The 25,683-nt window shown below is 65.5% G+C and carries 22 protein-coding genes; 11 read left to right on the forward strand and 11 right to left on the reverse strand.

Annotated elements, in window-relative coordinates; translation table 11 throughout:
• The first annotated feature begins 135 nt into the window (after positions 1–135).
• From OU419_RS02425 to OU419_RS02435, 3 genes are all read left to right on the forward strand, one after another.
• Positions 136–411 (forward strand): polyhydroxyalkanoic acid system family protein, encoded by a 276-nt coding sequence (locus OU419_RS02425; protein WP_254470103.1) that lies wholly within the window; start codon positions 136–138, stop codon positions 409–411.
• Positions 412–577: 166 nt separating this feature from the next.
• Positions 578–988, forward strand: a complete 411-nt coding sequence (locus tag OU419_RS02430; RefSeq protein WP_254470104.1) for a phasin family protein — start codon at positions 578–580, stop codon at positions 986–988.
• Positions 989–998: 10 nt separating this feature from the next.
• On the forward strand, positions 999–1,889 hold the full coding sequence (locus tag OU419_RS02435; RefSeq protein ID WP_254470105.1) for a phasin family protein: 891 nt from the start codon (positions 999–1,001) through the stop codon (positions 1,887–1,889).
• A 49-nt stretch (positions 1,890–1,938) separates the two neighbouring features.
• Here the strand turns inward: OU419_RS02435 and OU419_RS02440 are convergent, their stop codons facing one another.
• The 10 genes from OU419_RS02440 to OU419_RS02485 all read right to left on the reverse strand — a co-directional run bounded on the left by OU419_RS02440 (position 1,939) and on the right by OU419_RS02485 (position 15,465).
• Complete coding sequence (locus OU419_RS02440) at positions 1,939–2,553, reverse strand: TetR/AcrR family transcriptional regulator (protein WP_254470106.1); 615 nt, start codon at positions 2,551–2,553, stop codon at positions 1,939–1,941.
• A gap of 173 nt (positions 2,554–2,726) precedes the next feature.
• Entirely contained in the window at positions 2,727–4,409 is a 1,683-nt protein-coding gene (gene phaC / locus OU419_RS02445; RefSeq protein WP_254470107.1) for a class II poly(R)-hydroxyalkanoic acid synthase, read from the reverse strand.
• 363 nt (positions 4,410–4,772) lie between these two features.
• A complete protein-coding gene (gene phaZ / locus OU419_RS02450) occupies positions 4,773–5,774 on the reverse strand; it encodes a poly(3-hydroxyalkanoate) depolymerase (protein ID WP_254470108.1) in 1,002 nt (333 codons plus the stop codon).
• A complete protein-coding gene (phaC, locus tag OU419_RS02455) occupies positions 5,771–7,450 on the reverse strand; it encodes a class II poly(R)-hydroxyalkanoic acid synthase (RefSeq protein WP_254470109.1) in 1,680 nt (559 codons plus the stop codon). Before phaC (OU419_RS02455) ends, phaZ begins: the two co-directional genes overlap by 4 nt.
• Positions 7,451–7,939: 489 nt before the next feature.
• Positions 7,940–8,311, reverse strand: coding sequence for a gamma-butyrobetaine hydroxylase-like domain-containing protein (locus OU419_RS02460; protein WP_254470110.1), 372 nt, complete (start codon positions 8,309–8,311; stop codon positions 7,940–7,942).
• A 94-nt stretch (positions 8,312–8,405) separates the two neighbouring features.
• On the reverse strand, positions 8,406–9,746 hold the full coding sequence (gene hslU, locus OU419_RS02465; RefSeq protein WP_254470111.1) for an ATP-dependent protease ATPase subunit HslU: 1,341 nt from the start codon (positions 9,744–9,746) through the stop codon (positions 8,406–8,408).
• Between the two features lie 29 nt (positions 9,747–9,775).
• Positions 9,776–10,312 carry an ATP-dependent protease subunit HslV gene (gene hslV / locus OU419_RS02470; protein WP_254470112.1) on the reverse strand — a complete coding sequence of 179 codons (537 nt, stop codon included), beginning with the start codon at positions 10,310–10,312 and terminating at the stop codon, positions 9,776–9,778.
• A 143-nt stretch (positions 10,313–10,455) separates the two neighbouring features.
• A complete protein-coding gene (locus OU419_RS02475) occupies positions 10,456–11,250 on the reverse strand; it encodes an SPOR domain-containing protein (RefSeq protein WP_254470113.1) in 795 nt (264 codons plus the stop codon).
• A gap of 6 nt (positions 11,251–11,256) precedes the next feature.
• Positions 11,257–13,020: an arginine--tRNA ligase gene (gene argS, locus OU419_RS02480; RefSeq protein ID WP_254470114.1), complete on the reverse strand. Its 1,764-nt coding sequence runs from the start codon at positions 13,018–13,020 to the stop codon at positions 11,257–11,259.
• Positions 13,021–13,245: 225 nt separating this feature from the next.
• The gene (locus OU419_RS02485) at positions 13,246–15,465 is read right to left on the reverse strand and encodes a primosomal protein N' (RefSeq protein WP_254470115.1); all 2,220 of its coding nucleotides are present in this window, start codon (positions 15,463–15,465) and stop codon (positions 13,246–13,248) included.
• A gap of 211 nt (positions 15,466–15,676) precedes the next feature.
• On the opposite strand from OU419_RS02485, the gene rpmE reads away from it, so the two are divergent.
• The 8 genes from rpmE to OU419_RS02525 all read left to right on the forward strand — a co-directional run bounded on the left by rpmE (position 15,677) and on the right by OU419_RS02525 (position 23,441).
• Complete coding sequence (rpmE, locus tag OU419_RS02490) at positions 15,677–15,892, forward strand: 50S ribosomal protein L31 (RefSeq protein WP_009615432.1); 216 nt, start codon at positions 15,677–15,679, stop codon at positions 15,890–15,892.
• A 24-nt stretch (positions 15,893–15,916) separates the two neighbouring features.
• Positions 15,917–16,720, forward strand: a complete 804-nt coding sequence (locus OU419_RS02495; protein ID WP_254470116.1) for a thermonuclease family protein — start codon at positions 15,917–15,919, stop codon at positions 16,718–16,720.
• Between the two features lie 38 nt (positions 16,721–16,758).
• Positions 16,759–18,165 carry a M48 family metalloprotease gene (locus OU419_RS02500; RefSeq protein WP_408004945.1) on the forward strand — a complete coding sequence of 469 codons (1,407 nt, stop codon included), beginning with the start codon at positions 16,759–16,761 and terminating at the stop codon, positions 18,163–18,165.
• Between the two features lie 103 nt (positions 18,166–18,268).
• Positions 18,269–19,537: a malic enzyme-like NAD(P)-binding protein gene (locus OU419_RS02505; RefSeq protein WP_254470117.1), complete on the forward strand. Its 1,269-nt coding sequence runs from the start codon at positions 18,269–18,271 to the stop codon at positions 19,535–19,537.
• Positions 19,538–19,673: 136 nt separating this feature from the next.
• Positions 19,674–21,014: an NfeD family protein gene (locus OU419_RS02510; protein ID WP_254470118.1), complete on the forward strand. Its 1,341-nt coding sequence runs from the start codon at positions 19,674–19,676 to the stop codon at positions 21,012–21,014.
• Positions 21,014–21,784 carry a slipin family protein gene (locus OU419_RS02515; protein ID WP_302328783.1) on the forward strand — a complete coding sequence of 257 codons (771 nt, stop codon included), beginning with the start codon at positions 21,014–21,016 and terminating at the stop codon, positions 21,782–21,784. Before OU419_RS02510 ends, OU419_RS02515 begins: the two co-directional genes overlap by 1 nt.
• 93 nt (positions 21,785–21,877) lie before the next feature.
• Positions 21,878–22,651: a phosphatase PAP2 family protein gene (locus OU419_RS02520; protein ID WP_254470120.1), complete on the forward strand. Its 774-nt coding sequence runs from the start codon at positions 21,878–21,880 to the stop codon at positions 22,649–22,651.
• A 55-nt stretch (positions 22,652–22,706) separates the two neighbouring features.
• A complete protein-coding gene (locus tag OU419_RS02525; protein ID WP_254470121.1) occupies positions 22,707–23,441 on the forward strand; it encodes a substrate-binding periplasmic protein in 735 nt (244 codons plus the stop codon).
• Between the two features lie 13 nt (positions 23,442–23,454).
• Here the strand turns inward: OU419_RS02525 and yccS are convergent, their stop codons facing one another.
• On the reverse strand, positions 23,455–25,650 hold the full coding sequence (gene yccS / locus OU419_RS02530) for a YccS family putative transporter (protein ID WP_254470122.1): 2,196 nt from the start codon (positions 25,648–25,650) through the stop codon (positions 23,455–23,457).
• Positions 25,651–25,683 lie beyond the last annotated feature (33 nt).

The following is a 25,683-nucleotide window of genomic DNA, read 5'->3' on the forward strand; positions in this document are numbered from 1 at the left end:
TTCTACCCTGGAAGTCAGTGGCGGGCATTCTAACAGGAAGGAGGAAAAACGCCGCCCCGCTCACCGGACTGTCGGGGTGCGGCGATAAGGCGCGGCGCGTATGATCGGCCAGTCAGCCATCCGCGGAGTTCCAGCATGTCCCGTATTCACGTCGAACGCCCCCATTCCCTTGGCCGCGAGGCCGCCCGCGCCAAAGCCGAGAAGCTCGCCGACAAACTCTCCCGGGAGCACGGCGTGAGCAGCGAGTGGCAGGGCGATACGCTGCTGTTCAAGCGCAGCGGTGTGGACGGGCGCATCGAGGTGGGTGAAGACCGTGTTGCGGTGGACGTAAAGCTGGGGCTGATGCTGTCCGCCATGAGCGGCATGCTCAAGGGCGAGATCGAGCGCGCGCTGGACAAGGCCCTGGCCTGACTCCGGCAGGCCCCGCGTCTCGCGGGGCCTGGGCTTCGAGCGATGCCGGTGGTCCGTCGAATGCTGGTATGTGTTTTCTAATTTTCCCCGATACCTTGGCTCACGGTCCCGCCTTTCGCGGGCAGCTATTCGACTCCCTCGAATCAGAACATTGTGAGGTGCCATCATGGCCAAGGCTGTCAGCAAGAAGAAAGTCGCCGAATTCGAATCCTCCCTCTACTCCGACGCCAAGCACTACGCCCGGCAGATCTGGCTCGCCGGCCTGGGCACCTACGCCCGCGTGGGGCAGGAAGGCGCCGATTACTTCAAGGATCTGGTGAAAGCCGGCGAGTCCGTGGAGAAAAAAGGCCGCGACCTGGTGAGCACTCAGATCGACGCCGCCAACGACAGCGTCAAGGGCCGCCTGCACAGCGTGAAGGCCAGGCTGAATTTCGAGAAGATCGAGGAGGCGTTCGACGCTCGTGTCGCATCCGCCCTCAATCGAATCGGAATTCCCTCAAGGCGTGATGTGGAGGCGCTCTCTGCTAAGCTGGATGAGCTGAGCGCAGTGCTCGAGCGTGTCGCGAGAACTCAATAAGGAGAGCAGGATGGCTGGCAAAAAAACTACCGATAAAAAAGAGTCCAGTTGGATCGGCGAGATCGAGAAATACTCGCGGCAGATCTGGCTGGCTGGCTTGGGGGCCTACTCGAAGGTCAGCAAGGACGGCAGCAAGGTCTTCGAAGCACTGGTCAAGGATGGCGAGAAGGCCGAGAAACAAGCCAAGACCGAAGTCGAGGGTGTGGTTAAGACTTCCACCCGTTCCGCGAAGTCGCGCGTCGATGCCGTCAAGGGCGCGGCGATCGGCAAGTGGAGCGAACTGGAAGAGGCCTTCGACAAGCGCCTGAACAGCGCGATTTCGCGCCTGGGCGTTCCCAGCAGCCGTGAGGTGAAAGACCTGCACAGCAAGGTCGACAGCCTCACCAGGCAGATCGAGAAGCTCACTGGCGTCAGCGTCGCCAAACCGGCTGCCAAGGCCGCCGCGAAACCCGCAGCCAAGGCAGCGGCCAAGCCGGCGTCGAAACCCGCTGTGAAGGCTGCGGCGTCCAAGGCAGCGGCCAAGCCCGCTGCGAAGCCGGCCGCCAAACCCGCCGCGAAGCCTGCGGCCAAGCCTGCTGCTGCGAAGCCTGCCGCTAAACCGGCTGCCAAGGCTGCAGCCAAGCCTGCTGCGAAGCCGGCTGCAAAACCTGCGGCCAAGCCTGCTGGTGCAAAAGCGGCCGCCAAGCCCGCGGCAAAGCCCGCGACTGCAAAGCCCGCTGCCAAGCCGGCCGTGGCGAAGAAGCCTGCCGCGAAAAAGCCTGCCGCGCCGAAGGCCGCCGCCAAGCCGGCAGCTCCGAAGCCGGCAGCCGCTCCGGCCGCCACTGCTGCTCCGTCGGCTCCCGCCGCCGCGCCGGCCGTGACGCCAGCCGCCGCTCCGGCAACGCCGTCGTCCCAGGCCTGACAGGCCTGCCGCAACACCCGCGCCCGGCCTCGTGCCGGGCGTTTTCATTTCAGTGGTCCAGGTAGCGCTGCGCGATGCGTTCAGCGATGTGCCGCGAGTCTGGCCGCAGGTGCGGGGCCACCAGCATCATCACCTGGAACACCACCTGGCGGACGTCGCCTTCGTGGCCGAGGATGCGCTGGTAGTCGAGGGAGAACAGCAGGGTCAGGGTGATCTGTTCCACCAGTTGACCGAGGGCGTCGGTATCGCTGGCCAGTTCGTCTTCGGCCTTGAGCTGCGCCAGCAGCGTCGCCAGGGTGCGCTTGAGGCCGTTGAGCCAGGTGCGCATGCCGCGTGCGAGCTTGGGCAGCCGTCCGGCAAGGTTGGAAAGGTCCTGGAAAAGGAAGCGGTAATGCGCCAGCCGTTCGACGATCAGGTGCAGGAACAGCCAGTAGTCTTCGGCGCCCAGCCGCACATCGGTGGGTGGGTCGAGCAACGGTGCCAGCTCATCCCCGAAGCGCTCGAACAGCGCCATCACCAGCGGCTCCTTGCCGTGGAAGTGGTAGTAGAGGTTGCCCGGACTGATGCCCAGTTCGGTGGCGATCTCCAGGGTGGAAACGTTGGGCTCGCCCTGCTCGTTGAACAGTCGCAGGGCGCATTCGAGAATCCGGTCGCGCGTTTTCATCCGTGTTCAGGTTCCAGCCACGATGGGCGGACGATAGCTGCGGGCGAGGGTGACTGCCAATGGCTGTGCGGCAAACTTCCGCATGGAGCGTCCGCACCGTGGGCTGCCTGGGCTTCCATCCTGCAAGGCATTCCAGGGTGCCTGCGCCATCCACCCGCGTTGGGTTGCCGTAATCAGCGCACGTGCACGTAAGTCCCCGGCGCTGCTTCCTTCGGCGGATGCTCGGCGTTGCCCAGTTCGAAATTCACCGGCCCGCGCTCGCCCGAGCGCTGCTGGATCCACTCCAGCCACAGCGGCCACCAACTGCCTTCATGGCGCTGCGTGTCGTAGTACCAGGCGCGTGGGTCGGAGCTGAGCTTGCTGTTCTCGAAGTAGCACGCCTTGGGATTGCCCGGCGGGTTGAGAATGCTCTGGATGTGGCCGCTGTTGGACAGCACGAAGCGGCTCTCGCCGCCCAGCAGCAGCGCCGAGCGGTATACCGCGTCCCACGGCGTGATGTGGTCGGTGATGCCGGCGACATGGAAGTTGTCCACGCCGACTTTCTTCAGGTCAACAGGTGTGCCGTTGACTTCCATCGCCCCCGCGCGCGCCAGCGGGTTGTGCTTGAAGAAGTCGAGGAAGTCACCGTGCAGCGCGGCGGGCAGGCGGGTGTTGTCGTTGTTCCAGTAGAGGATGTCGAACGCCGGCGGCTGCTTGCCCAGCAGGTAGTTGTTGACCCAGTAGTTCCAGATCAGGTCGTTGGGGCGCATCCAGGCGAATACCTTGGCCATGTCACGGCCATCCAGCACGCCCTGCTGGTAGGAGCGGCGCTTGCTGGTTTCCAGGGTCTGCTCGTCGGCGAACAGCGCGGCGGGGGTTTCCACCTGGCTGTCCAGCAGGCTGACGAGGTAGGTCGCGCTGGCGATTTTGCGCAATTGCCGGCGCGCCTGCAGGTGACCCTGCAGCGCGGCGATGGTCAGGCCGCCGGAGCAGGCTCCCATCAGGTTTACGCTGCGGCTGCCGCTGATCGAGCGGCATGCCTCGATGGCCTCGTCGAGCGCCTTGACATAGGTGGAAAGCCCCCATTCGCGGTGGCGCGCGTCGGGGTTGCGCCAACTGACCATGAACAGTTGCAGATTGTTCTTCAGGGCGTACTGGACGAAGCTCTTTTCCGTCGTCAGGTCGAAGATATAGAACTTGTTGATCTGCGGAGGTACCACCAGCAACGGTCTGGCATACAGGTGCTCGCCCATCGGTTTGTACTGGATCAGCTCCAGCACGTCGTTGCGGAACACCACTGCGCCCGGGGTGGTAGCGAGGTTCTGGCCGATTTCGAAGGCGCTGCGGTTGACCTGGCTGGGCATGCCGCCATTGTGCATCAGGTCGTCGAGCAGATGACGCGCGCCCTTGAACAGGCTCTGGCCGCCGGTGTTGAACAGTTCCTTTACCGCCAGCGGGTTGATCAGGGTGTTCGACGGCGAAGCGGCATCGGAGATGATCGACAGGAGGAATCGCGCGCGGGCGCGGTCGTCGCAGCTCAGGTCGCTTTCGTCGATCCAGGCCAGCAACTGTTTCTGCCACGCGAGGTACGCCTGCACGGTGCGGCGGTAGATCGGGTTGAGGCGCCAGGACGGGTCCTGGAAGCGCGCGTCCTGCGGGTTGGGTTGCAACGGCGAGTCGCCGATCAGCACCTGCCCCATCTGCTTGCCGAAGGCGGCCAGATGGCGCGCCGAATGCAGCGGCTGGCGCACGCCCTGGAGGGCGAGCATGCGCAGTGTGGACAGCATGTCCTTGCCGCGCAGGCCGACGATGGCGCTCTGCGCATTCATGAACTCGGTGGGGACGGGGACGCTACCAGGCTCGGCTTTCTCTCGCATGAACAGCACTCCGTAAAGGGTTCGACCTAATCAGGGTCTATCGACGTTCCGCCGAGGCCGCGGCGAAGCGTCAATGGACCCAGCGAAGCAAGGGCTGTACCGGAGTCGGGAAACTCCCGGTCCAGACACCTGTTATCCGTTCGAGGGATGTACACGGGGATCGATGCAAGAGGAAAACTGCCCGAAAACAGGGCAGCGGATCAGCAGCCGGGTTGCCCTGCGGTCACCGGCGAGGGTCGCCGCGACGGGGGCCGAGTCAGGCGCTACGTGTCGATACCCGCGAACAAGCCTGTTTGTTGTTAGTAACTGCAACAGGATTGGTCAAGGCAGCATGCCGGCCGACTGTGACGAAGCTGTGATGCTTCAGCCAGCCTTGGGCGCGAACGGGCGGGGGTGGATCACCGCGCGCTGCCGTTCCTCCTGGAGGAACTTCATGATGATCGGCGCCACGCTTTCCGCACGGGTCACCAGGAACAGGTGGCCATCGTCGATTACGTGCAGCTCGGCGTTGGGAATGCGCCAGGCGAGCATGCGCATGTTGATCAGCGGGATGATCGGGTCGTCGTCGCCGGCCAGTACCAGCGTCGGCTGGCGGATCTTGTGCAGCCAGTGGATGCTGGTCCAGCCCAGGCCCGCGAAGAGCTGCCAGTAGTAGCCCATCTTGCCGGACGAGCGCACCTTGCTGGCGAAGGCCATTGCCAGCTTCGGGTCGCGGCGGAAGGCGCCGCCATAGATATCCGGGGCGATGTGCACGCCGTAGGACGGCTGGATGTAGCGGCGCGGGCTGGCCATGCGCCAGAGCACCCTGGGCTTGCCCGGCACCATGACGGCACCGGCGGCGGTGGCGGCGAGAATCAGTTTCTTGCAGCGCTCCGGGTAGTCGTGTGCGAACTGTTGCGCCAGCGCGCCGCCCCAGGATACGCCGATGGCGGTCACTTGGCCGTAGTCCAGGTAGTCGAGCATGCGCGCGGCCAGCTTGGCCAGGCCGGGGAAGCGGTACGGCGTGCTGGGCGTGGACGAGCCGCCAACGCCGGGGACATCGAAGGCGATGACCTCCAGGTCCGGGTCCAGCGCGGCGACGAAGGGGAATACCAGTTCGAGGTTGGCGCCGATGCCGTTGAAGATCAGCAGCGGCGTCATGTGCGCCTTGCCCGGCCGCACGGCGGTGCGGATGGTCTGGCCGTTCAGTTCGATGGTGCGGAACTCGAACGGCTGCGCCGCCGGCGCCTTGGCCGGCAGCACCTCCTCGCTGGCGCGCCTGGCCTTGGTGCGCCGCGGTGGGGCGACCACCTCGGCGGCCGGTACCGGTTGCGTGGAGGCGTCGTCCGCGACGGCGCCGGCTTGCGGGAGGGCTTCTGTTTTCATCGTTCGTGCACGTAGGTTCCGGGAGCGGTTTCAGCGGCCGGATGGGCCTTGTTGCCCAGGGCAGCAGGGGCTTTGCGAGTCTTGCCCGAGCGCTCGGCCAGCCAGTTCTGCCAGTGCAGCCACCACGAGTCGGCGTGCTTGCTGGCGTTCTCCTGCCAGGTTTTCGGATCGGCGGACAGCTCCGGTCCGGTCATGAAGCGTGCCTTGGGATTGCCCGGCGGGTTGAGGATGCTCTGGATGTGCCCGCTGTTGGACAGGATGAATTCACACTTGCCGCCCAGCAGGCGCGCGGAGCGGTAGCAGGCTTCCCAGGGGGTGATGTGGTCGGACAGACCGGCCACGCAATAGAAATCGCAGGTGACCTGCTTGAGGTCGATCGGCGTGCCGGACACTTCGAGCGCGCCCGGGCGGGTCAGCGGGTTGGTCTTGAACATCTCCACCAGTTCGCCGTGCAGTGCGGCGGGCAGGCGCGTGGTGTCGTTGTTCCAGAACAGGATGTCGAAGGCGGGCGGTTCGTTGCCCAGCAGGTAGTTGTTGACCCAGTAGTTCCAGATCAGGTCGTTGGGGCGCATCCAGGCGAATACCTTGGCCATGTCCTTGCCTTCCAGTACGCCGGACTGGTACGAGCGGCGCTTGGCCGCTTCCAGGGTCTTCTCGTCAGCGAACAGTGCGACCTGGGTGTCCAGTTCGAAGTCCAGTACGCTGACCATCTGGGTGAAGGCGTTGACCTTCTTCTCGCCCAACGCGGCGTAATGCCCGAGCAGGGTGACGGTGGTAATGCCGCCGGAGCAGGCGCCGAGCATGTTCAGGTCCTTGCTGCCGGTGATGGCGAGGACCACGTCGATGGCTTCCTTGAGCGCCTCGATATAGGTAGTCAGGCCCCATTCGCGCTGGGCCTTGGTCGGGTTGCGCCAACTGACGATGAAGGTCTGTACCTGGTTGCGCAGGCAGAAGCGCGCCAGGCTCTTCTCCGGCGAAAGGTCGAAGACGTAGAACTTGTTGATCTGCGGCGGTACCACCAGCAGCGGGCGTTCGTGCACGCTTTCGGTGATCGGCTTGTACTGGATCAGCTCCAGCACGTCGTTGCGGAATACCACCGCGCCCTCGGTCAGGGCGAGGTTCTTGCCGACCTCGAAGGCATCCATGTTCACCTGGCTGGGCATGCCGCCGTTGTTCACCAGGTCCTTGGCCAGATGGGTGAGGCCGTCGAGCAGGCTCTTGCCGCCGGTCTCGAAGAAGCGTTTGATCGCCGCCGGGTTGGACAGCGTGTTGGTGGGCGCCATCGCCTCGGTCATCAGGTTGATGACGAACTGGCCGCGGCTGATGTCCTGGGCCGAGAGGTCGCTGTCGCCGATCCACGCGTGCAGCTCCTTGCGCCAGGCCAGGTAGGTCTGCAGGTAGCGGCGGTAGAGCGGATTCTGGCTCCAGGCCGGATCGTTGAAGCGGCGGTCGTCGTCGGACGGCTTGAGTTCAGACTTGCCGAGCAGGACGTTCTTCAGCTCCAGGCCGAATTGGGTCACGTGCTTGGCGCTGTGGAAGGGCTGCTTGATCGCTTGCAGCAGCACCATGCGGGCAGAAGTGAGCAGGTCCTTGCCACGAATGCCGATCACCGGGTTGAGGTTGAGCGTGTTTTCCGCGGCTTGCTGAGGCAGATCGTTATTGTTCTTCTGGGTCATCGGCGACGCTCCATTGTCCTGAGACGAATACTGGCGGGGCTCACCTGTCGTGACGAAGGCCAAGTACTGCTCGGGTTAGCGGAACGTGGAGAAAACTCCACGCGGTTCATCACTTGGCGGCATCACTGGAAATCGGGAACCACAGTGCGCTGCACTGCCTTGGTTACCCGAGTTTCCACCACCGCGCAAGCTGGTGCAGCGTGGGCCTCTTGCCGAAAGTATGTCGACAAAGTTTAGAAAACGCGCCCTAGAGCGGGGGCATCTTCGTCAGGGCCACGCCGAAGCCAGTCTGCCCGGAGAATGTTGCAAATGGCGTGCCCTGGGGCGATTGCCCGACGAAGGTTGGTGCGTGGTCGGTGGGGGCGAAGGTGCTGGGAGGTTTCGCAGGATGGGTGGAGCGGAGCGATACCCATCGAAGAAGGCTCAGGCACCGCTGATGGGGATCGCTCCAGGCCACCCCACGAATGGCAATGTGCGGAGGCTGAAGCTTCAGAGCATCAGTTTGACCACCGACTCCGACGGGTCGCGCGATTTCCCTGCCTTTTCCAGTTGCGCCAGGTAATCGGCCCACATCTCGTCTTGGCGGATGCACAGCTCGTAGAGGTAGTCCCAGGTGAACAGGCCGCTGTCGTGGCCGTCGTCGAAGGTCAGTTTAAGGGCGTACTGGCCGGCCGGTTCCAGGCCAGAGAGGCCGACGTGCAGCTTGCCGACCTGCAGGACCGGATTGCCGTGGCCCTGCACTTCCGCCGAGGGGGAATGCACGCGGAGGAACTCGGCGGAGAGGTCGTAGGACTGCTCGCCGTAGGTCAGCGAAAGTTTCTTCGAGGCCTTGTGCAGCTTGATGGCGGAAGGAATGCGCATGGACGGCTCCTGATTCTTGCGTGCGGGCATTGTAGCCCGCTGCAAAATGCGACGGGGCGCCCAGAGGCGCCCCGTCATCACGGTAGTTCGCCGGTTACAGGATATAGCGGGACAGGTCTTCGTCCTGCGCCAGCTCACCCAGGTGGCCGTTCACGTAGGTCGCGTCGATCACGATCGGCTTGTCGCTGTGCTCGCTGGCCAGGTCGGCGGCGTCGAACGACACCTCTTCCAGCAACCGTTCGAGCAGGGTGTGCAGGCGGCGGGCACCGATGTTCTCGGTCTTCTCGTTGACCTGGAAGGCGATCTCCGCCAGGCGCTTGATGCCGTCGGCGGCGAACTCGATGTCCAGGCCCTCGGTCTTCAGCAGCGCGGTGTACTGCTCGGTCAGCGACGCATGCGGCTCGCTGAGGATGCGCTCGAAGTCACTCGGGCTCAGGGCTTTCAGTTCGACGCGGATTGGCAGGCGGCCCTGCAGCTCCGGCACCAGGTCGCTCGGCTTGGACAGGTGGAACGCGCCCGAGGCGATGAACAGGATGTGGTCGGTCTTCACCATGCCCAGCTTGGTGTTCACGGTGCAGCCCTCGATCAGCGGCAGCAGGTCGCGCTGTACGCCTTCGCGGGAGACGTCGGCGCCGCCGGCGTTGGCGCGCTTGGCGATCTTGTCGATCTCGTCGATGAAGACGATGCCGTTCTGCTCCACCGCTTCCAGGGCGCGAGCCTTGAGGTCTTCTTCATTGACCAGGCGCTGGGCTTCCTCGTCGCGGATCAGCTTCATGGCCTCGGCGACCTTCAGCTTGCGGCTCTTGCGCTTGCCCTTGCCCATGTTGGAGAAGAGGTTCTGCAACTGGCTGGTCATCTCTTCCATGCCGGGCGGGGCCATGATTTCCACACCCGAGGGAATGTCGGCCACCTCGATGTCGATTTCCTTGTCGTCCAGTTGGCCTTCGCGCAGGCGCTTGCGGAAGAGCTGGCGGGTGTTGGAATCCTCGCGCTGCGGTTCGTCACCGAAGCTGCCGGTACGGGCCGGCGGCAGAAGGGCGTCGAGGATGCGCTCTTCGGCGGCGTCTTCGGCGCGGTACTTCACCTTCTGCACTTCCTGCTCGCGGAGCATCTTGATCGCGGCATCGGCAAGGTCGCGGATGATCGACTCGACGTCGCGGCCGACATAGCCGACCTCGGTGAACTTGGTCGCCTCCACCTTGATGAACGGCGCGTTGGCCAGCTTGGCCAGGCGGCGGGCGATTTCGGTCTTGCCGACGCCGGTGGGGCCGATCATCAGGATGTTCTTGGGCGTCACTTCGGCGCGCAGCTCGGCCGGTAGTTGCATGCGCCGCCAGCGGTTGCGCAAGGCAATGGCTACGGCGCGCTTGGCGTCGTCCTGGCCGATGATGTGGCGATTGAGTTCGTGAACGATCTCGCGGGGAGTCATGGACATTTGACGTAGTACTCCGGAGCGACAGCGCCTCAGACGGCGCTGTCGAGCTCCTCGATGGTCAGGTTCTGGTTGGTGAACACGCAGATCGAGCCGGCGATGTTCAGGGCGGTTTCGGCGATCTCGCGGGCGCTCATGTCGTCGGTGCCCTTCTGCAGCAGGGCCAGGGCCGCCGCCTGGGCGAAGCCGCCGCCGGAGCCCATTGCGATCAGGCCGTGCTCGGGTTCGACCACGTCGCCATTGCCGGTGATGATCAGGGATGCGTCCTTGTTGGCCACGGCCAGCATGGCTTCCAGGCGGCTCAGGGAGCGGTCGGTACGCCAGTCCTTGGCCAGCTCGACGGCGGCGCGCACCAGGTGCCCCTGGTGTTTTTCCAGTTGTTGCTCGAAGCGTTCGAAGAGGGTGAAGGCATCGGCGGTGGCGCCGGCGAAGCCGGCCAGCACTTCACCGTGGTACAGGCGGCGGACTTTCTTCGCGTTGCCTTTCATCACGGTGTTGCCCAGGGAAACCTGGCCGTCGCCGCCCATGACGACTTTGCCGTTACGGCGGACAGATACGATGGTGGTCAAGGGTCTTACTCCACACTGCGGGGCGATGTGCCCGAATGCAGAGTCAGATGGGGACTGGAAGGGCGGGGTTCAAGTCCCGCGCCGACCGGCGAACGCGCTTTTCACGCGCCGCCTGTCGGTGCAGGGCCTGATTCTTCTGCGGATCAGCGGGTCTGGCGCTGCTGTAACAACAGGTTGCTGAAGCCGTTGCCGGCCAGTTGCTTCTGGGCGGCGGAGGCCTTGGCGCGGTCGCCATAGGGGCCGACCATCACCCTGTACCAGGTTTCGTCGCGCACGGTGCCGGATTCCACGCGGGCGTTCTGCCCCATCATGATGATCTGCGCGCGCAGATGATCGGCGTCGGACTGTTTGCGGAACGAGCCGGCCTGCAGGTAGTACTGGGTGGCGGCCACGGCCGGCGGCGGAGTGGGCTTGGCCGGCGTGGCCTGGCCCGTGGGTGCCTGCGGCAGCGTCTGCTTCTGCGCCATCGCCACCTGGTCGGTTGCGGCAGCCGGTTTGACTACCGCGGGCGGCGGCGGAGTCTGGCCGCTGAGAGCGGTCAGTGCGCGCTGGGTGTCGATCTTCGCGGCCTCTTCCGGAGTGGCTACCACGGTCGGCGGCTTCTGCGGCTGGGGCGGCGGCGGAACGGCATCCGGCGGCACCACGACTTCCGAGCCCGGAAGCAGGGTGTAGAAGTCGTACTTGGGCTTGACCGCCGTAGGAGCCGGCTGTTGCTGCACAGTACCCGAGGGCTTGCTGGAGCCTACGACGGTCTTGGGCGCCTCGGGCTTCTCGCGTTTCACATCGTTGCGACCCGGCTCCAGCTTCATCAGGAACATGATGAAGCCGCCGATGGCCAGGCCGGCGACCAGCCAGACCCAGCCCGGGACCGAACTCTTCCTGGCCGGGGCCTGGTAGCGGCTGGCGCCGCGCTTGGGAGCGGGTTTCTTCTTCGCCATGAGTGCTTACATGCGCTCCAGGGTTTCCAGGCCCAGCAGTTCCAGGCCCTGCTTGAGGGTACGGCCGGTCAGCGCCGCGAGGCGCAGGCGGCTTGCCTGTTGCGCCGGGTCTTCGGCGGTGAGGATCGGGCAGTGCTCGTAGAAGCTGGAGAACAGGCCGGCCAGCTCGTACAGGTAGGCACAGAGGATGTGCGGCACACCCTTGATCGCCACGTTGTTGAGCAGGTCGCCGAACTGCGCCAGCTGCGCGGCCAGGGCGATTTCCTGGGGTTGCTGCAGGACGATCCTGCCACCCACTTCGTCATAGCCCTTGCCCAGTTTACGGAACACGCCGGCCACGCGGGTGTAGGCGTAGAGCAGGTAAGGCGCTGTGTTGCCCTCGAAGCTCAGCATCAGCTCGAAGTTGAAGCTGTAGTCGCTGGTGCGGTGCTTGGACAGGTCGGCGTACTTCACCGAATCGATACCCACTACGTGGCCGATGCGACGCAGCTCTTCCTCGTCGAAGGGTGTTTCGCCCTTTTCGACGCGCTTTTCGTTGAGGCCCTTCACCAGGGTGTAGGCGCGCTCCTCGGCCTCGATCAGCAGGTCGATCAGCTTCACGGTACCGCCGTCGCGGGTCTTGAAGGGCTTGCCGTCGGCGCCGTTCATGGTGCCGAAGCCCATGTGCTCCAGGTCCATGCTGGCCGGAACGAAGCCGGCGCGGCGGGCGACTTCGAATACCTGCTGGAAGTGCAGGGCCTGGCGCTGGTCGACGAAGTACAGCACGCGGTCGGCGTGCAGCACCTTGTGGCGGTAGCGCATGGCGGCCAAGTCGGTGGTGGCATAGAGGTAGCCGCCGCCGGCCTTCTGCACGATCACCGGCAGCGGCTCGCCTTCGGCGTTCTTGAACTCGTCCAGGAACACGCACAGGGCGCCGTCGCTCTCGACCAGCAGGCCCTTGGCGGTGAGGTCGGCGACTACGTTGGCCAGGTCGTCGTTATAGGCGCTCTCGCCCTTCACGTCGTCCATCGTCAGTTTCACACCCAGCAGGTCGTAGACCTTCTGGCAGTGCGACAGGGAAATGTCGTTGAAACGGGTCCACAGGGCCATGCACTTGGGGTCGTTGGCCTGCAGTTTGACCACCAGCTCGCGGGCGCGGTCGGCGAATTCGGGCGATTCGTCGAAGCGCTTCTTGGCTGCGCGATAGAAGACCTCCAGGTCATGCAGTTCGGCCTGGGCATCCACCGGCTGCTCTTCCAGGTAGGCCAGCAGCATGCCGAACTGGGTACCCCAGTCGCCCACGTGATTCTGGCGGATCACGGTGTCGCCGAGGAACTCCAGCACGCGGCTGACGGCGTCGCCGATAATGGTCGAGCGCAGGTGGCCGACGTGCATCTCCTTCGCCAGGTTCGGCGAGGACAGGTCCACTACCACGCGCTGGGCCGGACCGGCCTTGCGTACGCCGATGCGATCGTCGGCCAGGGCCTTGTCGAGGCTGGCGGCGAGCCAGGCCTGGTCCTGGAAGAAGTTCAGGAAGCCGGGGCCGGCGATCTCGACCTTGGCCACTTCCGGGCTCTGCGGCAGCGCCTCGACCAGTTTGGTCGCGAGGTCGCGCGGCTTCATGCCGGCGGGCTTGGCCAGCATCATTGCGATGTTGCTGGCGAAGTCGCCGTGGGTTCGGTCCTTGGTGTTCTCCACCTGGATGTCGGGCGTCAGGCCGGCCGGCAGGGTGCCGTCTTCGGTGAGGCTGACAAGGGCTTGCTGGATCAGGTGGCGAATCGTGTCTTTCATGGTTGTCTCCGTGCTCGCGTGCATCCGGCGCGCGCGACCGGTTATCGGGCTCAGAACCGCACATTATCCGTGGCCGGGCATGGCTTGCCAACCGCGGAGCGCTCCTGACCAGTCTCGCCGCTGCGTCAAGCGCTGCGGCTGATGGAAGTCAATGTAGGACGGATGCGCAAGGGCGCGCGGGTTGATCAGGGGCGATCGCGTGGATTTGTCGGAGCAGCATGCACTTCAGAACAGGTCGATGGGGTCGACGTCCAGCGACCAGCGCACCTGGCGTCCGCCGGGCATGCCTTCGAGCACCTGCAGCCACGGCGTGAGCAGGCGATGCAGCGGAGCGCGGGCGCTGCTCATCAGCAGCAATTGTGCGCGGAAGCGTCCGGCGCGGCGCTCCATTGGCGCGGGCACCGGGCCCAGCAGGTCGACTTCACAGCCGAGTTCAGCTTGCAGGCGCTCGGCTTCTGCGCAGGCTTCATCGAGGAAACCTTCGGCCTGTCCCGGCTTGTGGGCCTCGGCGCGTAGCAGCGCGAGGTGCGCGAAGGGTGGCAGCCCCGCGGAGCGGCGCTCTGTCAGGGCCTGTTCGGCAAAGGCGAAATAGCCCTGCTCGGTGAGCTGCACCAGCAGCGGGTGGTCGGCCAGGTGGGTCTGGATCAGCACCCGGCCGGGCTCGTCGGCGCGGCCCGCGCGCCCCGCGACCTGGACGATCTGCTGGGCCATGCGTTCGCTGGCGCGGAAGTCGGCGGAGAACAGCCCGCCGTCGGCATCGAGGATCGCCACCAGCGTCACCCGTGGGAAATGGTGCCCCTTGGCGAGCATCTGGGTGCCGACCAGGATGCACGGCTTGCCTTTGTTGATGGTGGCGAACAGGTCGCGCATGGCGTGCTTGCGCGAAGTGCTGTCGCGGTCGATACGCAGCACCGGATAGTCGGGGAAGATAATCCGCAGGCGCTCTTCGGCGCGCTCGGTGCCGGCTCCCACCGGGCGCAGGTCGACCGTGCCGCATTTCGGGCAGTTGCGCGGCGGCCGTTCGCGGTGGTCGCAGTGGTGGCAGCGCAGCTCGCCGCTGCCCTGGTGCACCGTCATCCGCGCATCGCAGCGCGGGCACTGGCTGATCCAGCCGCAGTCGTGGCACAGCAGGGTCGGGGCGAAGCCGCGGCGGTTCAGGTAGACCAGAACTTGCTGGCCGGCGGCCAGGGTTTCCTTGATCGCACGCTGCAGTGGCATGGAAATACCGGAGTCCAGCGGCAGGCTCTTCACATCCAGGCGCTGGAATTTCGGCTGGTGTGCGCCGCCGGCGCGCTGGGTCAGGCGAAGCAGGCCGTAACGGCCGTTCTGGGCGTTGTGCAGGCTTTCCAGCGCAGGCGTCGCCGAGCCGAGCAGGATCGGCACGCTTTCCAGGCGCGCGCGCACCATTGCCAGGTCGCGGGCGTGATAGCGCAGTCCTTCCTGCTGTTTATAGGAAGCGTCGTGCTCCTCGTCGATGATGATCAGCCCCGGATTCTTCAGCGGGGTGAACAGCGCCGAGCGGGTGCCGATGACGATATCCGCCTCGCCATCGCGGGCCGCCAGCCAGGCGTCGAGCCGCTCGCGGTCGGTCAGCGCCGAGTGCAGCAGGGCGATGCGCGCATTGAAACGGCGTTCGAAGCGGCTCAGGGTCTGTGGGCCGAGGTTGATCTCCGGGATCAGCACCAGCGCTTGCTTGCCAGCCTCCAGCGCTTCGCGGATCAGTTGAAGGTAAACCTCGGTCTTGCCGCTGCCGGTGACGCCGGCCAGCAGGAAACTATGGAAGCCGCCGAAGCCTGCGCGCACCGCTTCGAAGGCTGCGCGCTGCTCCGCGTTCAGCGGCAGCTCCGCCTGCGCCAGCCAAGGACCGTGGTGCGGCGGCACGCTGTGGCGGCGGATCTCCAGTGTCACCAGCCCCTTCTCCTGCAGCAGGTCGAGGCTGTCCTTGTTGATCTCCAGTTGCGTCAGCAGTTCGTGAGCGACGCCGTGGGGATGTTGCTGCAGCACCTTCAGCGCCTGGCGTTGGCGTGGTGCGCGGGTCAGGCGCGGGTCGTCCTCGCGGGCGCCGGGCTCGGCATGCCAGAAGCGCTGCTGGCGCGCCTCGGCGGCTTCGCCCTGGCGCAGCAGATTGGGCAGCGCCCAGGAAAAGGTGTCGCCCAGGCTGTGCTGGTAGTACTGCGCCGTCCAGCGGCAAAGTTCCAGCAGGTGCGCCGGCATCGGCGGCTCGCGGTCGAGCACGGCCAGAGCCGGGCGCAGCTTGTCCTCCGGGACTTCCGAGTGCTCGACCTTGTCGACCAGCACGCCGACGATCTCCCGGCGGCCGAACGGCACGCGCAGGCGCACGCCAGGCTGCAGGCGCGAGGCATCCAGCCCGCGGGGGGGCAGGTAGTCGAACAGGCGGCGCAGCGGCGATGGCAGGGCGACACGCAGGATGATTGGCGACGGCACGCGACGGATTCCGGGGCGGCGGGGATCGGGGATCTTAGCACCCGGCGACGATCGGTCGAGGCTTGACTTGCGTGGAAAGACATCTCTGGTATGATCCACGCCCTTAATTTGCGTGCGGTGCCCGGTAAAGATCCCGCCTGCGGTCCTCGATGGCCGTGGCTCGGCTTCTGCCAGAGACTGGGTGGCGGCACACCAACCAGAGGAAGACATCATGAAACCGGAAATCCATCCCGCTTACGAAGAAATCGAAGCTACCTGCAGCTGTGGCAACGTGATCAAGACCCGTTCCACCCTGTGCAAGGGCATCCACCTGGACGTCTGCTCCGAGTGCCACCCCTTCTACACCGGTAAGCAGAAAGTCGTCGACACCGGCGGCCGTATCGATCGCTTCAACCAGCGTTTCGCCATGTTCGGTGGCAAGAAGTAAGATCGATTTCCGGGAAAGGCCCTCATGGTTTTTCACGGCATCTCGAAAAAGGCGTCCCTTGTGGGCGCCTTTTTTATGGCCGCTCTCTTTTCCCTCGATGCGAGCGCTGCCTCCTGTCCGAAGCCTCATTCGCCCGAAATCGTGCGCGTTGCGCGGGTAGTGGACGGCGATACCCTCAAGCTGGCCGATGGCCGAAGTGTGCGCCTGATCGGGGTGAACGCGCCTGAACTCGCCCACCGGGGGCGCTCGGAAGAGCCATTTGCGGTCGCCGCAAAGCGCGGCCTGGAGCAACTGGTCGCGGCCAACGATGACGAGGTCGGGCTGGTCAGTGGCCGCCAGGGCAAGGACAAATACGGCCGTACCCTTGCCCATGCCTATGATGCACAGGGCAACAACCTCGAGTCCCGCCTGCTGGCCGAGGGCCTGGGCTACCTTGTAGCTATTGCGCCCAATACCGAACTGACCGCCTGCCAGCAGGTTGCCGAGCGCGAGGCGCGCAGTGCCGGGCTGGGGTTGTGGAAGCGTTCCCCGGTACAGACTCCGCAGCAGCTCCACGAGAGCGGTTTTGCCCTGGTGCGCGGGCGAGTCGAGCAGGTGGAGCGCAACCGTGGCGGCATATGGATCGATTTCGACGGCCCGCTGGTGCTGCGCATCGATTTTCGTTCGTTGGACAATTTTGACGCCGACGCCCTGCGAAACCTGCGGGGCCGGCAAGTGGAAGCGCGCGGCTGGGTGATCGACCGGGCCGAGCGCGGCAGCGTGAAACCTGGACAGGCACGCTGGATGCTGCCTTTGACCGACCCGGCGATGATGGAGGTATTGCCATGAGCGTGCGCTCGTTCGGAATTGTCATTCTGCTGGCGCTGATGAGCGTCCTGGCAGGCTGTGCCACCAACCCCGCCACCGGCAAGACCGACTTCGTCATGATGAGCGAGCAGGAAGAGCTCGGCATGGGGCAGAAGTACAGCCAGGAAATCCTCAAGCAATACCCGCGCTATGAGGATGCGAAGCTGCAGTCCTACGTGCAGCAGGTCGGCGAGCGGGTTGCCCGCGCCGGCGACCGCCCCAACCTGCAGTATCACTTCACCGTCATCGATACGCCGGACATCAACGCCTTCGCCCTTCCTGGCGGCTACATCTACATCCATCGCGGCCTGATGGCCTACCTCGGCTCGGAGGCAGAGCTGGCCGCCGTGCTCGGCCACGAGGTCGGCCATGTCACCGCGCGCCACAGTGTGCGCCAGCAGAGCCAGTCCAGCGCCTGGAACATCCTCGGGCAGGCCGTCGCCATCGGAACCGGGGTGAACGCCGCCGCCGATCTCACCAACGTGCTCGGCACCGCCTTCGTGCGCGGTTATGGCCGTGACATGGAGCTGGAGGCCGACGGCCTGGGCGCCAAGTACCTGGCCCGCGCCGGCTATGATCCCACTGCAATGATCCAGGTGGTGCGGGTGCTGAAGAACCAGGAAGACTTCGCCCGCGACGAAGCGGCGCGCAAGGGGCAGGCCACGCAGCCGGTGGGCTACCACGGCCTGTTCGACACCCACCCGGACAACGACCAGCGCCTCAAGCAGGTCGTCGGGCCGGCCCAGGCCCTGGCTGGCGGCCAGCAGGAACTGGGCGTGGAGCGCTACCTCAAGGCTATCGACGGCATGCCGTTCGGTGACTCCGCTGCCAGTGGCGTACGCCGCGGGCAGAACTTCTATCACTCGGAGCTGGACTTCACCCTCAGCTACCCGACCGGCTGGGGTATCCTCAACCAGCCCGCCGCACTGGTGGGTTTCACCGCCGACCAGCAGGCCTACATCGGTATGAAGCTGGTGCAGCGCGACGGCCAACTGACGCCCGCGGAGTACTTGCGCAAAGGCACAGGCGGCCGCCTCGCGGCGGAGGAGAGCTTCCAGCAGGCTGGCCTGACGGGCGCCACCGGGGTGGTGCCGGGGTCACCTGCGCGGCGGATCGCGGTGATCTACCAGAAGGACCGGGCCTATCTGTTCGTGGGTGCGGTCAAGGGCCGCGCATCGCTGGAAAGCGTGGATGACCAGTTCATGCAGGTGATCCGCAGTTTCCGGCCCATGCGTGCAGATGAGCGGAAGCTGGCGGAACCGCGCCGTATTGCCGTGGTTCAGGTCAAATCGGGGCAGACTGTTGAGCAGTTCGCCAACGCTGAAAGCGGTCCGCAATCTGACTCGATAAATCGTATACGTTTATTGAATGACTTGTATCCAACTGGTGAGCCAAAACCTGGCGACTGGCTGAAAGTCGTACGCTGAAGGTCTTGACAGCAGGGGGCTGGGCTACCTTGGCAGGTGAGGGCTTTCTGCGTATGCTCGGTCCCCCGTCTGTCCAACAAGCAACAAAAGCGGAAGTGCCCAAATGTCTGATCTCAAGACCGCTGCCCTCGAATATCACGCCCAACCCCGTCCCGGAAAACTGAGCGTCGAGCTGACCAAACCGACCGTCACCGCCCGCGACCTGTCGCTGGCGTACAGCCCGGGTGTCGCCGAGCCAGTGCGCGAAATCGCGCGTGATCCGGAACTGGCCTTCAAGTACACCGGCAAGGGCAACCTGGTCGCGGTCATTTCCGACGGTACCGCAATCCTCGGCCTGGGCAACCTCGGCCCGCTGGCCTCCAAGCCGGTCATGGAAGGCAAGGGTGTGCTGTTCAAGCGTTTCGCCGGTGTCGACGTGTTCGACATCGAAGTCGACGCCGAGAGCCCGCAGGCCTTCATCGATACCGTCAAGCGCATCTCCATCACCTTCGGCGGCATCAACCTGGAAGACATCAAGGCGCCGGAGTGCTTCGAGATCGAGCGCGCGCTGATCGAGCAGTGCGATATCCCGGTGTTCCACGATGACCAGCACGGCACCGCCATCGTGACCGCTGCCGGCATGCTCAACGCTCTGGAGATCGCCGGCAAGAAACTGGAAAGCGCGAAGATCGTCTGCCTGGGCGCCGGCGCCGCCGCCATCTCCTGCATGAAGCTGCTGGTGAGCATGGGCGCCAGGGTCGAGAACATCTACATGATCGACCGCCAGGGCGTGATCCACGCTGGCCGCAACGACCTGAACCAGTACAAGGCCGTGTTCGCCACCGAGACTGACAAGCGCACCCTGGCTGATGCCCTCGACGGCGCCGACGTGTTCGTCGGCCTGTCCGGCGCCAATCTGCTGAGCGCCGAAGACCTCAAGCGCATGGCGCCGAACCCGATCGTCTTCGCTTGCTCCAACCCGGACCCGGAAATCAAGCCGGAGCTGGCACATGCCACCCGTGACGACGTGATCATGGCCACTGGCCGTTCGGACTACCCGAACCAGGTCAACAACGTACTGGGCTTCCCCTTCATCTTCCGCGGTGCCCTGGACGTTCGCGCCACCCGCATCAACGAGGAAATGAAGATCGCCGCCGCCCTGGCCCTGCGCGACCTGGCCAAGGAGCCGGTACCCAAGGAAGTGTGCGAGGCCTACGGCGTGAGCGCCATCGAGTTCGGCCGCGAGTACATCATTCCGAAACCGATGGACAAGCGTTTGATCACCGTCGTTTCCGATGCCGTGGCCAAGGCCGCCATCGAAACCGGCGTGGCGACCCTGCCGTATCCGAAGCACTACCCGCTGCAGTCCGTGGAAGACGTTTTCAAAGGCTGATTCCCGGCTGTATCGAGAAACCCCGCTTCGGCGGGGTTTTTCGTTTCAGCGGGGCGGGCAGCCGCGCAGGCTATGCTTGCAGGAGGGCGTCGCACATCCACTCGCCGCGGCACCCACCGGCTGCGGCCGGGGAGACGTGATGACCAGGCTGTTTCGTCGACTTGCCTGCTTCCTGCTGCTTTGTGCAGGAGGGGCGCTGGCGGCTCCGGCCGCGGTGGTGCTGGATGTGGACGGTGCCATCGGGCCGGCAACGGCGGACTATGTGGCGCGCGGAATCGCCCGCGCGGCGGACGAGGGCGCGGTTCTGGTGGTCCTGCGCATGGATACGCCCGGCGGGCTCGACAGCGCCATGCGCAGCATCGTCAAGGCGATCCTGGTCAGCCCGCTACCCGTGGCTTGCTACGTGGCGCCCGGCGGCGCACGGGCGGCCAGTGCCGGAACCTATATTCTCTACGCCTGCCACATCGCGGCGATGGCGCCGGGTACCAACCTGGGCGCCGCGACGCCAGTGCGCATCGGTTCCAAGCCGGACGCCGGGCCGTCAAAAGCTCCCTCGGCTGAAAAGGCCGGAGACACCCTCGAACGCAAGCAGATCAACGATGCGGCGGCCTATATCCGCGGCCTGGCGCAACTGCGCGGGCGTAACGCGGAGTGGGCCGAACGGGCAGTGCGCGAGGCGGTCAGCCTGGCGGCGGACGAGGCGCTGAAACAGAACGTGGTGGACCTGGTCGCGGCGGATGTTCCAGACCTGCTGCGTGCGCTCGACGGCCGCAAGGTCAGCGTCGCCGGGCACGATGTGCGCCTGCGGCTCGCCGGAGCGGCGCTGATAGAGCGTGGGGCGGACTGGCGGACCAGACTGCTGGCGGTGATTACCGACCCCAGCGTGGCGCTGATCCTGATGATGATCGGCGTCTACGGACTCATCTTCGAGCTGGCCAGCCCCGGCATGGCACTGCCCGGCGTGCTCGGTGCAATCTGCCTGCTGCTGGGGTTGTACGCGCTGCAACTGCTGCCGGTGAGTTACGCCGGGGCCGGCTTGATCCTGATCGGTCTCGGGTTCATGGCCGCCGAGGCCTTCGTGCCCAGCTTCGGCGCGCTGGGCCTGGGCGGCATCGTCGCGTTCGTGTTCGGCGCGCTGATGCTCATCGATACCGATGCACCGGGCTTCGGTGTTCCGCTGGCGCTGGTGATAGCGCTGGCGACCATCAGTGCGCTGTTCATCGGCGGCATTCTCGCCGCCGCACTCAAGGCGCGACGGCGCGCGGTGGTCAGCGGCCCCGCCGGGCTGGTGGGGAGCCTCGCGACGGTCAGCCAGGTGGCCGATGACGACCCGTGCTGCGGCTGGGTCCGGCTTCAAGGTGAACAATGGCAGGTGCGCGCTGGTCGACCGTTACGGGTGGGGCAACGAGTGAGAGTCCTGGCGCGCGATGGCCTCAGGTTCGAGGTAGCGGCCGAGGACGATTCAGGAGGTGTGTGATGGGCTTTCCCTTCGGACTCATGGTGGCACTGATCCTGCTGCTGTTCCTGGTGGCCAGCGCCCTGCGCATCCTGCGCGAGTACGAGCGCGGGGTGGTGTTCCAGCTCGGCCGCTTCTGGAAGGTCAAGGGGCCGGGGCTGGTGCTGGTGATCCCGGTGGTGCAGCAGATAGTGCGTGTCGACCTGCGCACGGTGGTGCTGGACGTGCCGCCGCAGGACGTAATCTCCCGCGATAACGTCTCGGTGAAGGTCAACGCAGTGGTGTATTTCCGCGTGCTCGATCCGCAGAAGGCAATCATCCAGGTGGAGAACTTCCTCGCGGCTACCAGCCAGTTGGCCCAGACCACCTTGCGCGCGGTGCTGGGCAAGCATGAGCTGGATGAGATGCTCGCCGAGCGCGAGCGGCTCAACATGGATATCCAGAAGGTGCTCGATGCGCAGACCGACGCGTGGGGTATCAAGGTCGCCAATGTCGAGATCAAGCACGTCGATCTCAACGAGTCGATGGTCCGCGCCATCGCGCGGCAAGCCGAGGCGGAGCGCGAGCGGCGGGCCAAGGTGATCCACGCCGAAGGCGAGCTGCAAGCTTCCGAGAAGCTGATGCAGGCCGCCGAGATGCTCAGCCGCCAGCCCGGCGCGATGCAGCTGCGCTACATGCAGACGCTCGGCTCGATCGCCAGCGACAAGAACTCCACCATCGTCTTCCCCATGCCCATCGAGTTGCTCAAGGGGTTGCTGGAGCCAGGGGGCAAATCCGGCAAGCCTGACTGAAGGCAAGGCCTATGCGAGGGGCAGGGTCTATAGTTCCCGGCTCATGCACTGACGCGCCCGCTCTGGGACGAGGCGGGCGCCCTGGGGGACATCATGAAACGCACCCTGATGGCAGCCGTGGCGCTGGCCGTCTCCTCTGTACTGATCGGTTGTGCCGGCGCGCCCCAGATGAGCTGGTCGCGAGTAGGCGATTCCGCCAAACGCGCGGTGGTCAGCCCGGATGTCTGGGCCCCGGTGGCGGGCGCCGCGGTCATCGCCGCTGGCAACTGGGACCACAAGTGGCAACGCTCGGCGAGCGACCATGACTGGTTTTTCGGCGGTGACGCCAACCAGGCCGCCGATCGCATGCTCAACCTGGCTACCGGCCTCAGCGTAGTGACTGGCCTGGTCGCCGCGCCGAAGGATGCCGGCAGCGAGGAAGCCTGGAGCTGGCGTGGGCGCAACCTGGCCCTGTTGGCGGCTGACCGCTACGCCGTCGCAGGCTTCGTCGAGGAAGCCAAGGAGTGGTCCGGACGGGAGCGCCCCGACGGCATTCCCGACGACTCCTTCCCGTCCAAGCACACCGCCGTCACCGCCGTGCACAACAGCTTCACCCGGCGCAACCTGGACTACATCGACATGGACCCGACGTTGCGTTACACGGCCAAGGCCGGTCTGTACACGCTCGACGGGCTGACTGCGCTGTCGCGGGTGGAAGGTGACAAGCACTATCCCACTGACGTGCTGGTGGGCATGGCGGTGGGCAACTTCTTCGCCAACTTCACCTACAACCTGTTCCTCGAAGGGGCCGAGAGCGAGCGTTACAACTTCTCGGTGCTTCCCGAAACGGGTGGCGGCATGAGTCTGCGCGCGGCAATGCTTTTCTGACGGGATGGGCGACAGCGGCTAGTCTTGCCTGATTCTCCGCCGAAAGAGCCCGCCGATGCCGCTGCGCCTGCTGCTGTTGCTGTTGTGTTTCGCCAGCCTTGCCGCGCCGCGCGCAGATGACCTATTGCGCGTCGCGGCGGACCGCTGGCCTCCATACGCTGACAGCCGGCTGCCCAGGGGTGGTGTGGCGGTTGACCTGGTGCGCGCTGCGCTGGAGCGTGCCGGCTATCCCAGCGAGTACGTTGAAGTGCCCTGGCCGCGTGTCCTGCACGGGGTGCGCGGTGGCGAGTACGATGTGGTGGTCGACGCCTGGTACAGCCCGGACCGGGAAACCTTCGGCGAATTCTCCGAGGCCTACCTGAGCAATCGCGTGCGCCTGCTCAAGCGCCGCGGCTCGCCAATCACCTTCGCCCACCTGGCGGATCTCTACACGTACCGGATCGCCGTGGTGCGCGGCTACAGCTACTCCACCGAGTTCGACGGCGATACCCACCTGCAGCGCGTGCCGGTGCTCAGCTTCGCCAACGCCGCCCGGATGCTGCAGGCCGGGCGGGTGGACCTGGCGGTGGAGGACGAAATCACCGCCCGCCACCAGTTCGCCGGAGAGCTGGCCGAAGCCCGCAACGAGCTGGAATTCCTGCCGCTGCCGCTGGCCGAGAGGGGGCTGCATATCCTGGTCAGCCGGCGCAATCCGCAGCATGGGCAGATCGTCGAGGCGTTCAACAAGGCGATCCGTGCGATGCATGAAGACGGCAGCTACGACGCGCTGATGCGGGCGCACGGACTGTAGCGGCGCGCGCGGTTCAGGCAGTGTCGGCCTGTTCCGTGCCGATCTCTTTCTTCAGCAGGTGCGCCGCCAGCGTGCGCAGTGGAGTGAGCTGGCGGCAGATCAGCGCCAGTTGCGTCTGCACCAGCCGGTGCGCGTCGTCCTGCTCCTCGGGCAACTCTTCCAGGCGCTTGGCCAGGGCGTCCTCCTCGTCGCTGTAGATCGCCACCGGGCGCCGCTCGGAGAGGCGCACGGCGATGTCGTCGAGGCTGGCAGTCAGGCGCTCGGCGGCTTCGCCGATCAGTGTATCGCTCGGGTCGGCGGGCAGGCGGTCGCGGTGCGCGCCGAGGGCAGACAGGTAGCTGAGCAGGGTGTGCGAGAGCACCAGGAAGCGGAAGCCGATTTCCGCATCTTTCCTGAAGTGCCCGGGCTCCAGCAGCATGTTCGATAGCGTGGTGGAGAGCGTTGCGTCGGCGTTGTGCGCGTTGCGCCGGGCGGTGCGGTAAGCGAGATCGTCGCGCTTGCCATTGGCGTATTGCTGCATGATTTCGCGCAGGTAGCGGCTGTTGCAGGCCAGGGTGCCGCCGACCAGACGGTGCAGGCTGCGCCCGTGCCAGTCGGGCAGCACCAGGAACACCGCGATCCCGGCGATCAGCGCGCCTAGCAGGGTATCGAACAGGCGCGGCAGGATCAGCCCATAGCCGTCGCCGACCTGGTTGAAGCAGAACAGCACCAGCAGGGTGATTGCCGCAGTGGCCAGGGTGTAGCGCGTGCTGCGGGTGGCGAAGAAGGCAACCCCGGCGATCACCGCCAGCAGAGATTGAATCAGCGGGTTGGGGAACAGGTCGATCAACGCCCAGCCGGCGACCAGGCCGATCAGCGTGCCGAGTATCCGTTGCACCAGGCGAATGCGTGTGGCGCCGTAGTTCGGCTGGCAGACGAACACGGTAGTGAGCATGATCCAGTAGCCTTGCGTCGGGTGGATCAGATGCAGCACGCCGTAGCCGGCGGCCAGCGCCAGGGACAGCCGCAGCGCATGGCGAAACAGCAGCGAGGTCGGCGAGAACTGGAGGCGGATGCGCTCGAAGGCGTCGCGCAGCGAGTGCGGCGAGCGGTCCAGCAGGGTGCTGTCCTGTTCGTCGTCGAGCGCATCGGGATTGCTCGCGCCGCTGAGCTTGCGGTCCAGCGTGGTCAGGTTGGCGGCCAGTGCGCCGAGCGAGCGCAGCAGACCGCGCCAGGCCGGGTTGCCCTGTTGGCGCAGGAAGTCCAGGGAGGCGTTGAGGTCGGCCAGTGCCAGCTCGCTGTCGTTGTAGTCGAACGGCTGGCGTAGCTGGATGGCCTTCGCCAGCGCCTTGCATGCCTTGCCCTGCTGGTTGAGCAGGCGTTGGCAGCGGAACAGTACGTCGCTGTGGAAGAACGCCTCGGCCAACCGGTTGTACGGGTAGTGCGAGGAGCTGGCGCGTTCGTGGACGTCCTGGGCGATGAAATACAGCTTGAGGTAGCGGCTGATCTTCGGCCCTGGTCTGCCGTGGGAGAGGCGCGCGAGAATGGTTTCCTTGGCCTGGTTCAGCGCTACCACGACCCGGCCGTTCTGCCGCGCCAGAGCCAGGCGCTGGGCTTCGACATCGAGCTGGCGCACGGGCTCCAGCAGGCTCGACTTGATCTTCAGGTACTCGCCCAGTTCGAGGAACAGCTTCGCCAGGCTCTGCTGCACCGGCTGGTTGGCGAACAGTGCGTTCCACAGCACCGAGAGCAGCCCGTACCACGCCGCACCCGCTACCAGCAGCAACGGCTCACGCCAGAAGTCGCTGGGCGTGCCGCCGCGCTGGTCGACGCCGATCATAGTGTAGATCGACAGGATCAGCGTTGCCGAAGCGATGGCCGCATAGCGCTCGCCGAGGGCGCCGAGCAGGGTCATGGCGAAGGTCGACAGCGCCAGCCCGGCGATGAATAGCAAGGGGTAGGGGAACAGCAGCTCCACCGCCAGCGCCGCGATGCTGAAGCAGGCCAGGGTCACCAGCAGCGCCTGCAGGCGACCGAGCCAGTGGTCGTCGGTTTCCGCCAGGGCACTGGCGATGACACCGAGGAACAGCGGGATCACCAGCTCCGGTTGACCTTGCAGCCAGCACACGAGCATGACCCCGCTGAGGGCGACGAAGACCCGCAGGCTGTAGGCGAATTTGTCCAGCGCCCAGAGGCGCCGAAGAGACTGGAGCAGTGGGGAGGAAAGCATCGAATCGGGGACTTCCGGGTGTCTGCCGCTCAG

It is taken from the genome of Pseudomonas triclosanedens, from assembly GCF_026686735.1.
Lineage (GTDB): Bacteria > Pseudomonadota > Gammaproteobacteria > Pseudomonadales > Pseudomonadaceae > Pseudomonas > Pseudomonas triclosanedens.

Bases quoted from the DNA above. Each gene is read 5' to 3' on its own strand.
- OU419_RS02425 (WP_254470103.1), top strand. From the start codon at position 136: ATGTCCCGTATTCACGTCGAACGCCCCCATTCCCTTGGCCGCGAGGCC.
- OU419_RS02430 (WP_254470104.1), top strand. From the start codon at position 578: ATGGCCAAGGCTGTCAGCAAGAAGAAAGTCGCCGAATTCGAATCCTCC.
- OU419_RS02435 (WP_254470105.1), top strand. From the start codon at position 999: ATGGCTGGCAAAAAAACTACCGATAAAAAAGAGTCCAGTTGGATCGGC.
- OU419_RS02440 (WP_254470106.1), bottom strand. From the start codon at position 2,553: ATGAAAACGCGCGACCGGATTCTCGAATGCGCCCTGCGACTGTTCAAC.
- phaC (WP_254470107.1), bottom strand. From the start codon at position 4,409: ATGCGAGAGAAAGCCGAGCCTGGTAGCGTCCCCGTCCCCACCGAGTTC.
- phaZ (WP_254470108.1), bottom strand. From the start codon at position 5,774: ATGAAAACAGAAGCCCTCCCGCAAGCCGGCGCCGTCGCGGACGACGCC.
- phaC (WP_254470109.1), bottom strand. From the start codon at position 7,450: ATGACCCAGAAGAACAATAACGATCTGCCTCAGCAAGCCGCGGAAAAC.
- OU419_RS02460 (WP_254470110.1), bottom strand. From the start codon at position 8,311: ATGCGCATTCCTTCCGCCATCAAGCTGCACAAGGCCTCGAAGAAACTT.
- hslU (WP_254470111.1), bottom strand. From the start codon at position 9,746: ATGTCCATGACTCCCCGCGAGATCGTTCACGAACTCAATCGCCACATC.
- OU419_RS02475 (WP_254470113.1), bottom strand. From the start codon at position 11,250: ATGGCGAAGAAGAAACCCGCTCCCAAGCGCGGCGCCAGCCGCTACCAG.
- argS (WP_254470114.1), bottom strand. From the start codon at position 13,020: ATGAAAGACACGATTCGCCACCTGATCCAGCAAGCCCTTGTCAGCCTC.
- rpmE (WP_009615432.1), top strand. From the start codon at position 15,677: ATGAAACCGGAAATCCATCCCGCTTACGAAGAAATCGAAGCTACCTGC.
- OU419_RS02495 (WP_254470116.1), top strand. From the start codon at position 15,917: ATGGTTTTTCACGGCATCTCGAAAAAGGCGTCCCTTGTGGGCGCCTTT.
- OU419_RS02500 (WP_408004945.1), top strand. From the start codon at position 16,759: ATGAGCGTCCTGGCAGGCTGTGCCACCAACCCCGCCACCGGCAAGACC.
- OU419_RS02505 (WP_254470117.1), top strand. From the start codon at position 18,269: ATGTCTGATCTCAAGACCGCTGCCCTCGAATATCACGCCCAACCCCGT.
- OU419_RS02515 (WP_302328783.1), top strand. From the start codon at position 21,014: ATGGGCTTTCCCTTCGGACTCATGGTGGCACTGATCCTGCTGCTGTTC.
- OU419_RS02520 (WP_254470120.1), top strand. From the start codon at position 21,878: ATGAAACGCACCCTGATGGCAGCCGTGGCGCTGGCCGTCTCCTCTGTA.
- OU419_RS02525 (WP_254470121.1), top strand. From the start codon at position 22,707: ATGCCGCTGCGCCTGCTGCTGTTGCTGTTGTGTTTCGCCAGCCTTGCC.
- yccS (WP_254470122.1), bottom strand. From the start codon at position 25,650: ATGCTTTCCTCCCCACTGCTCCAGTCTCTTCGGCGCCTCTGGGCGCTG.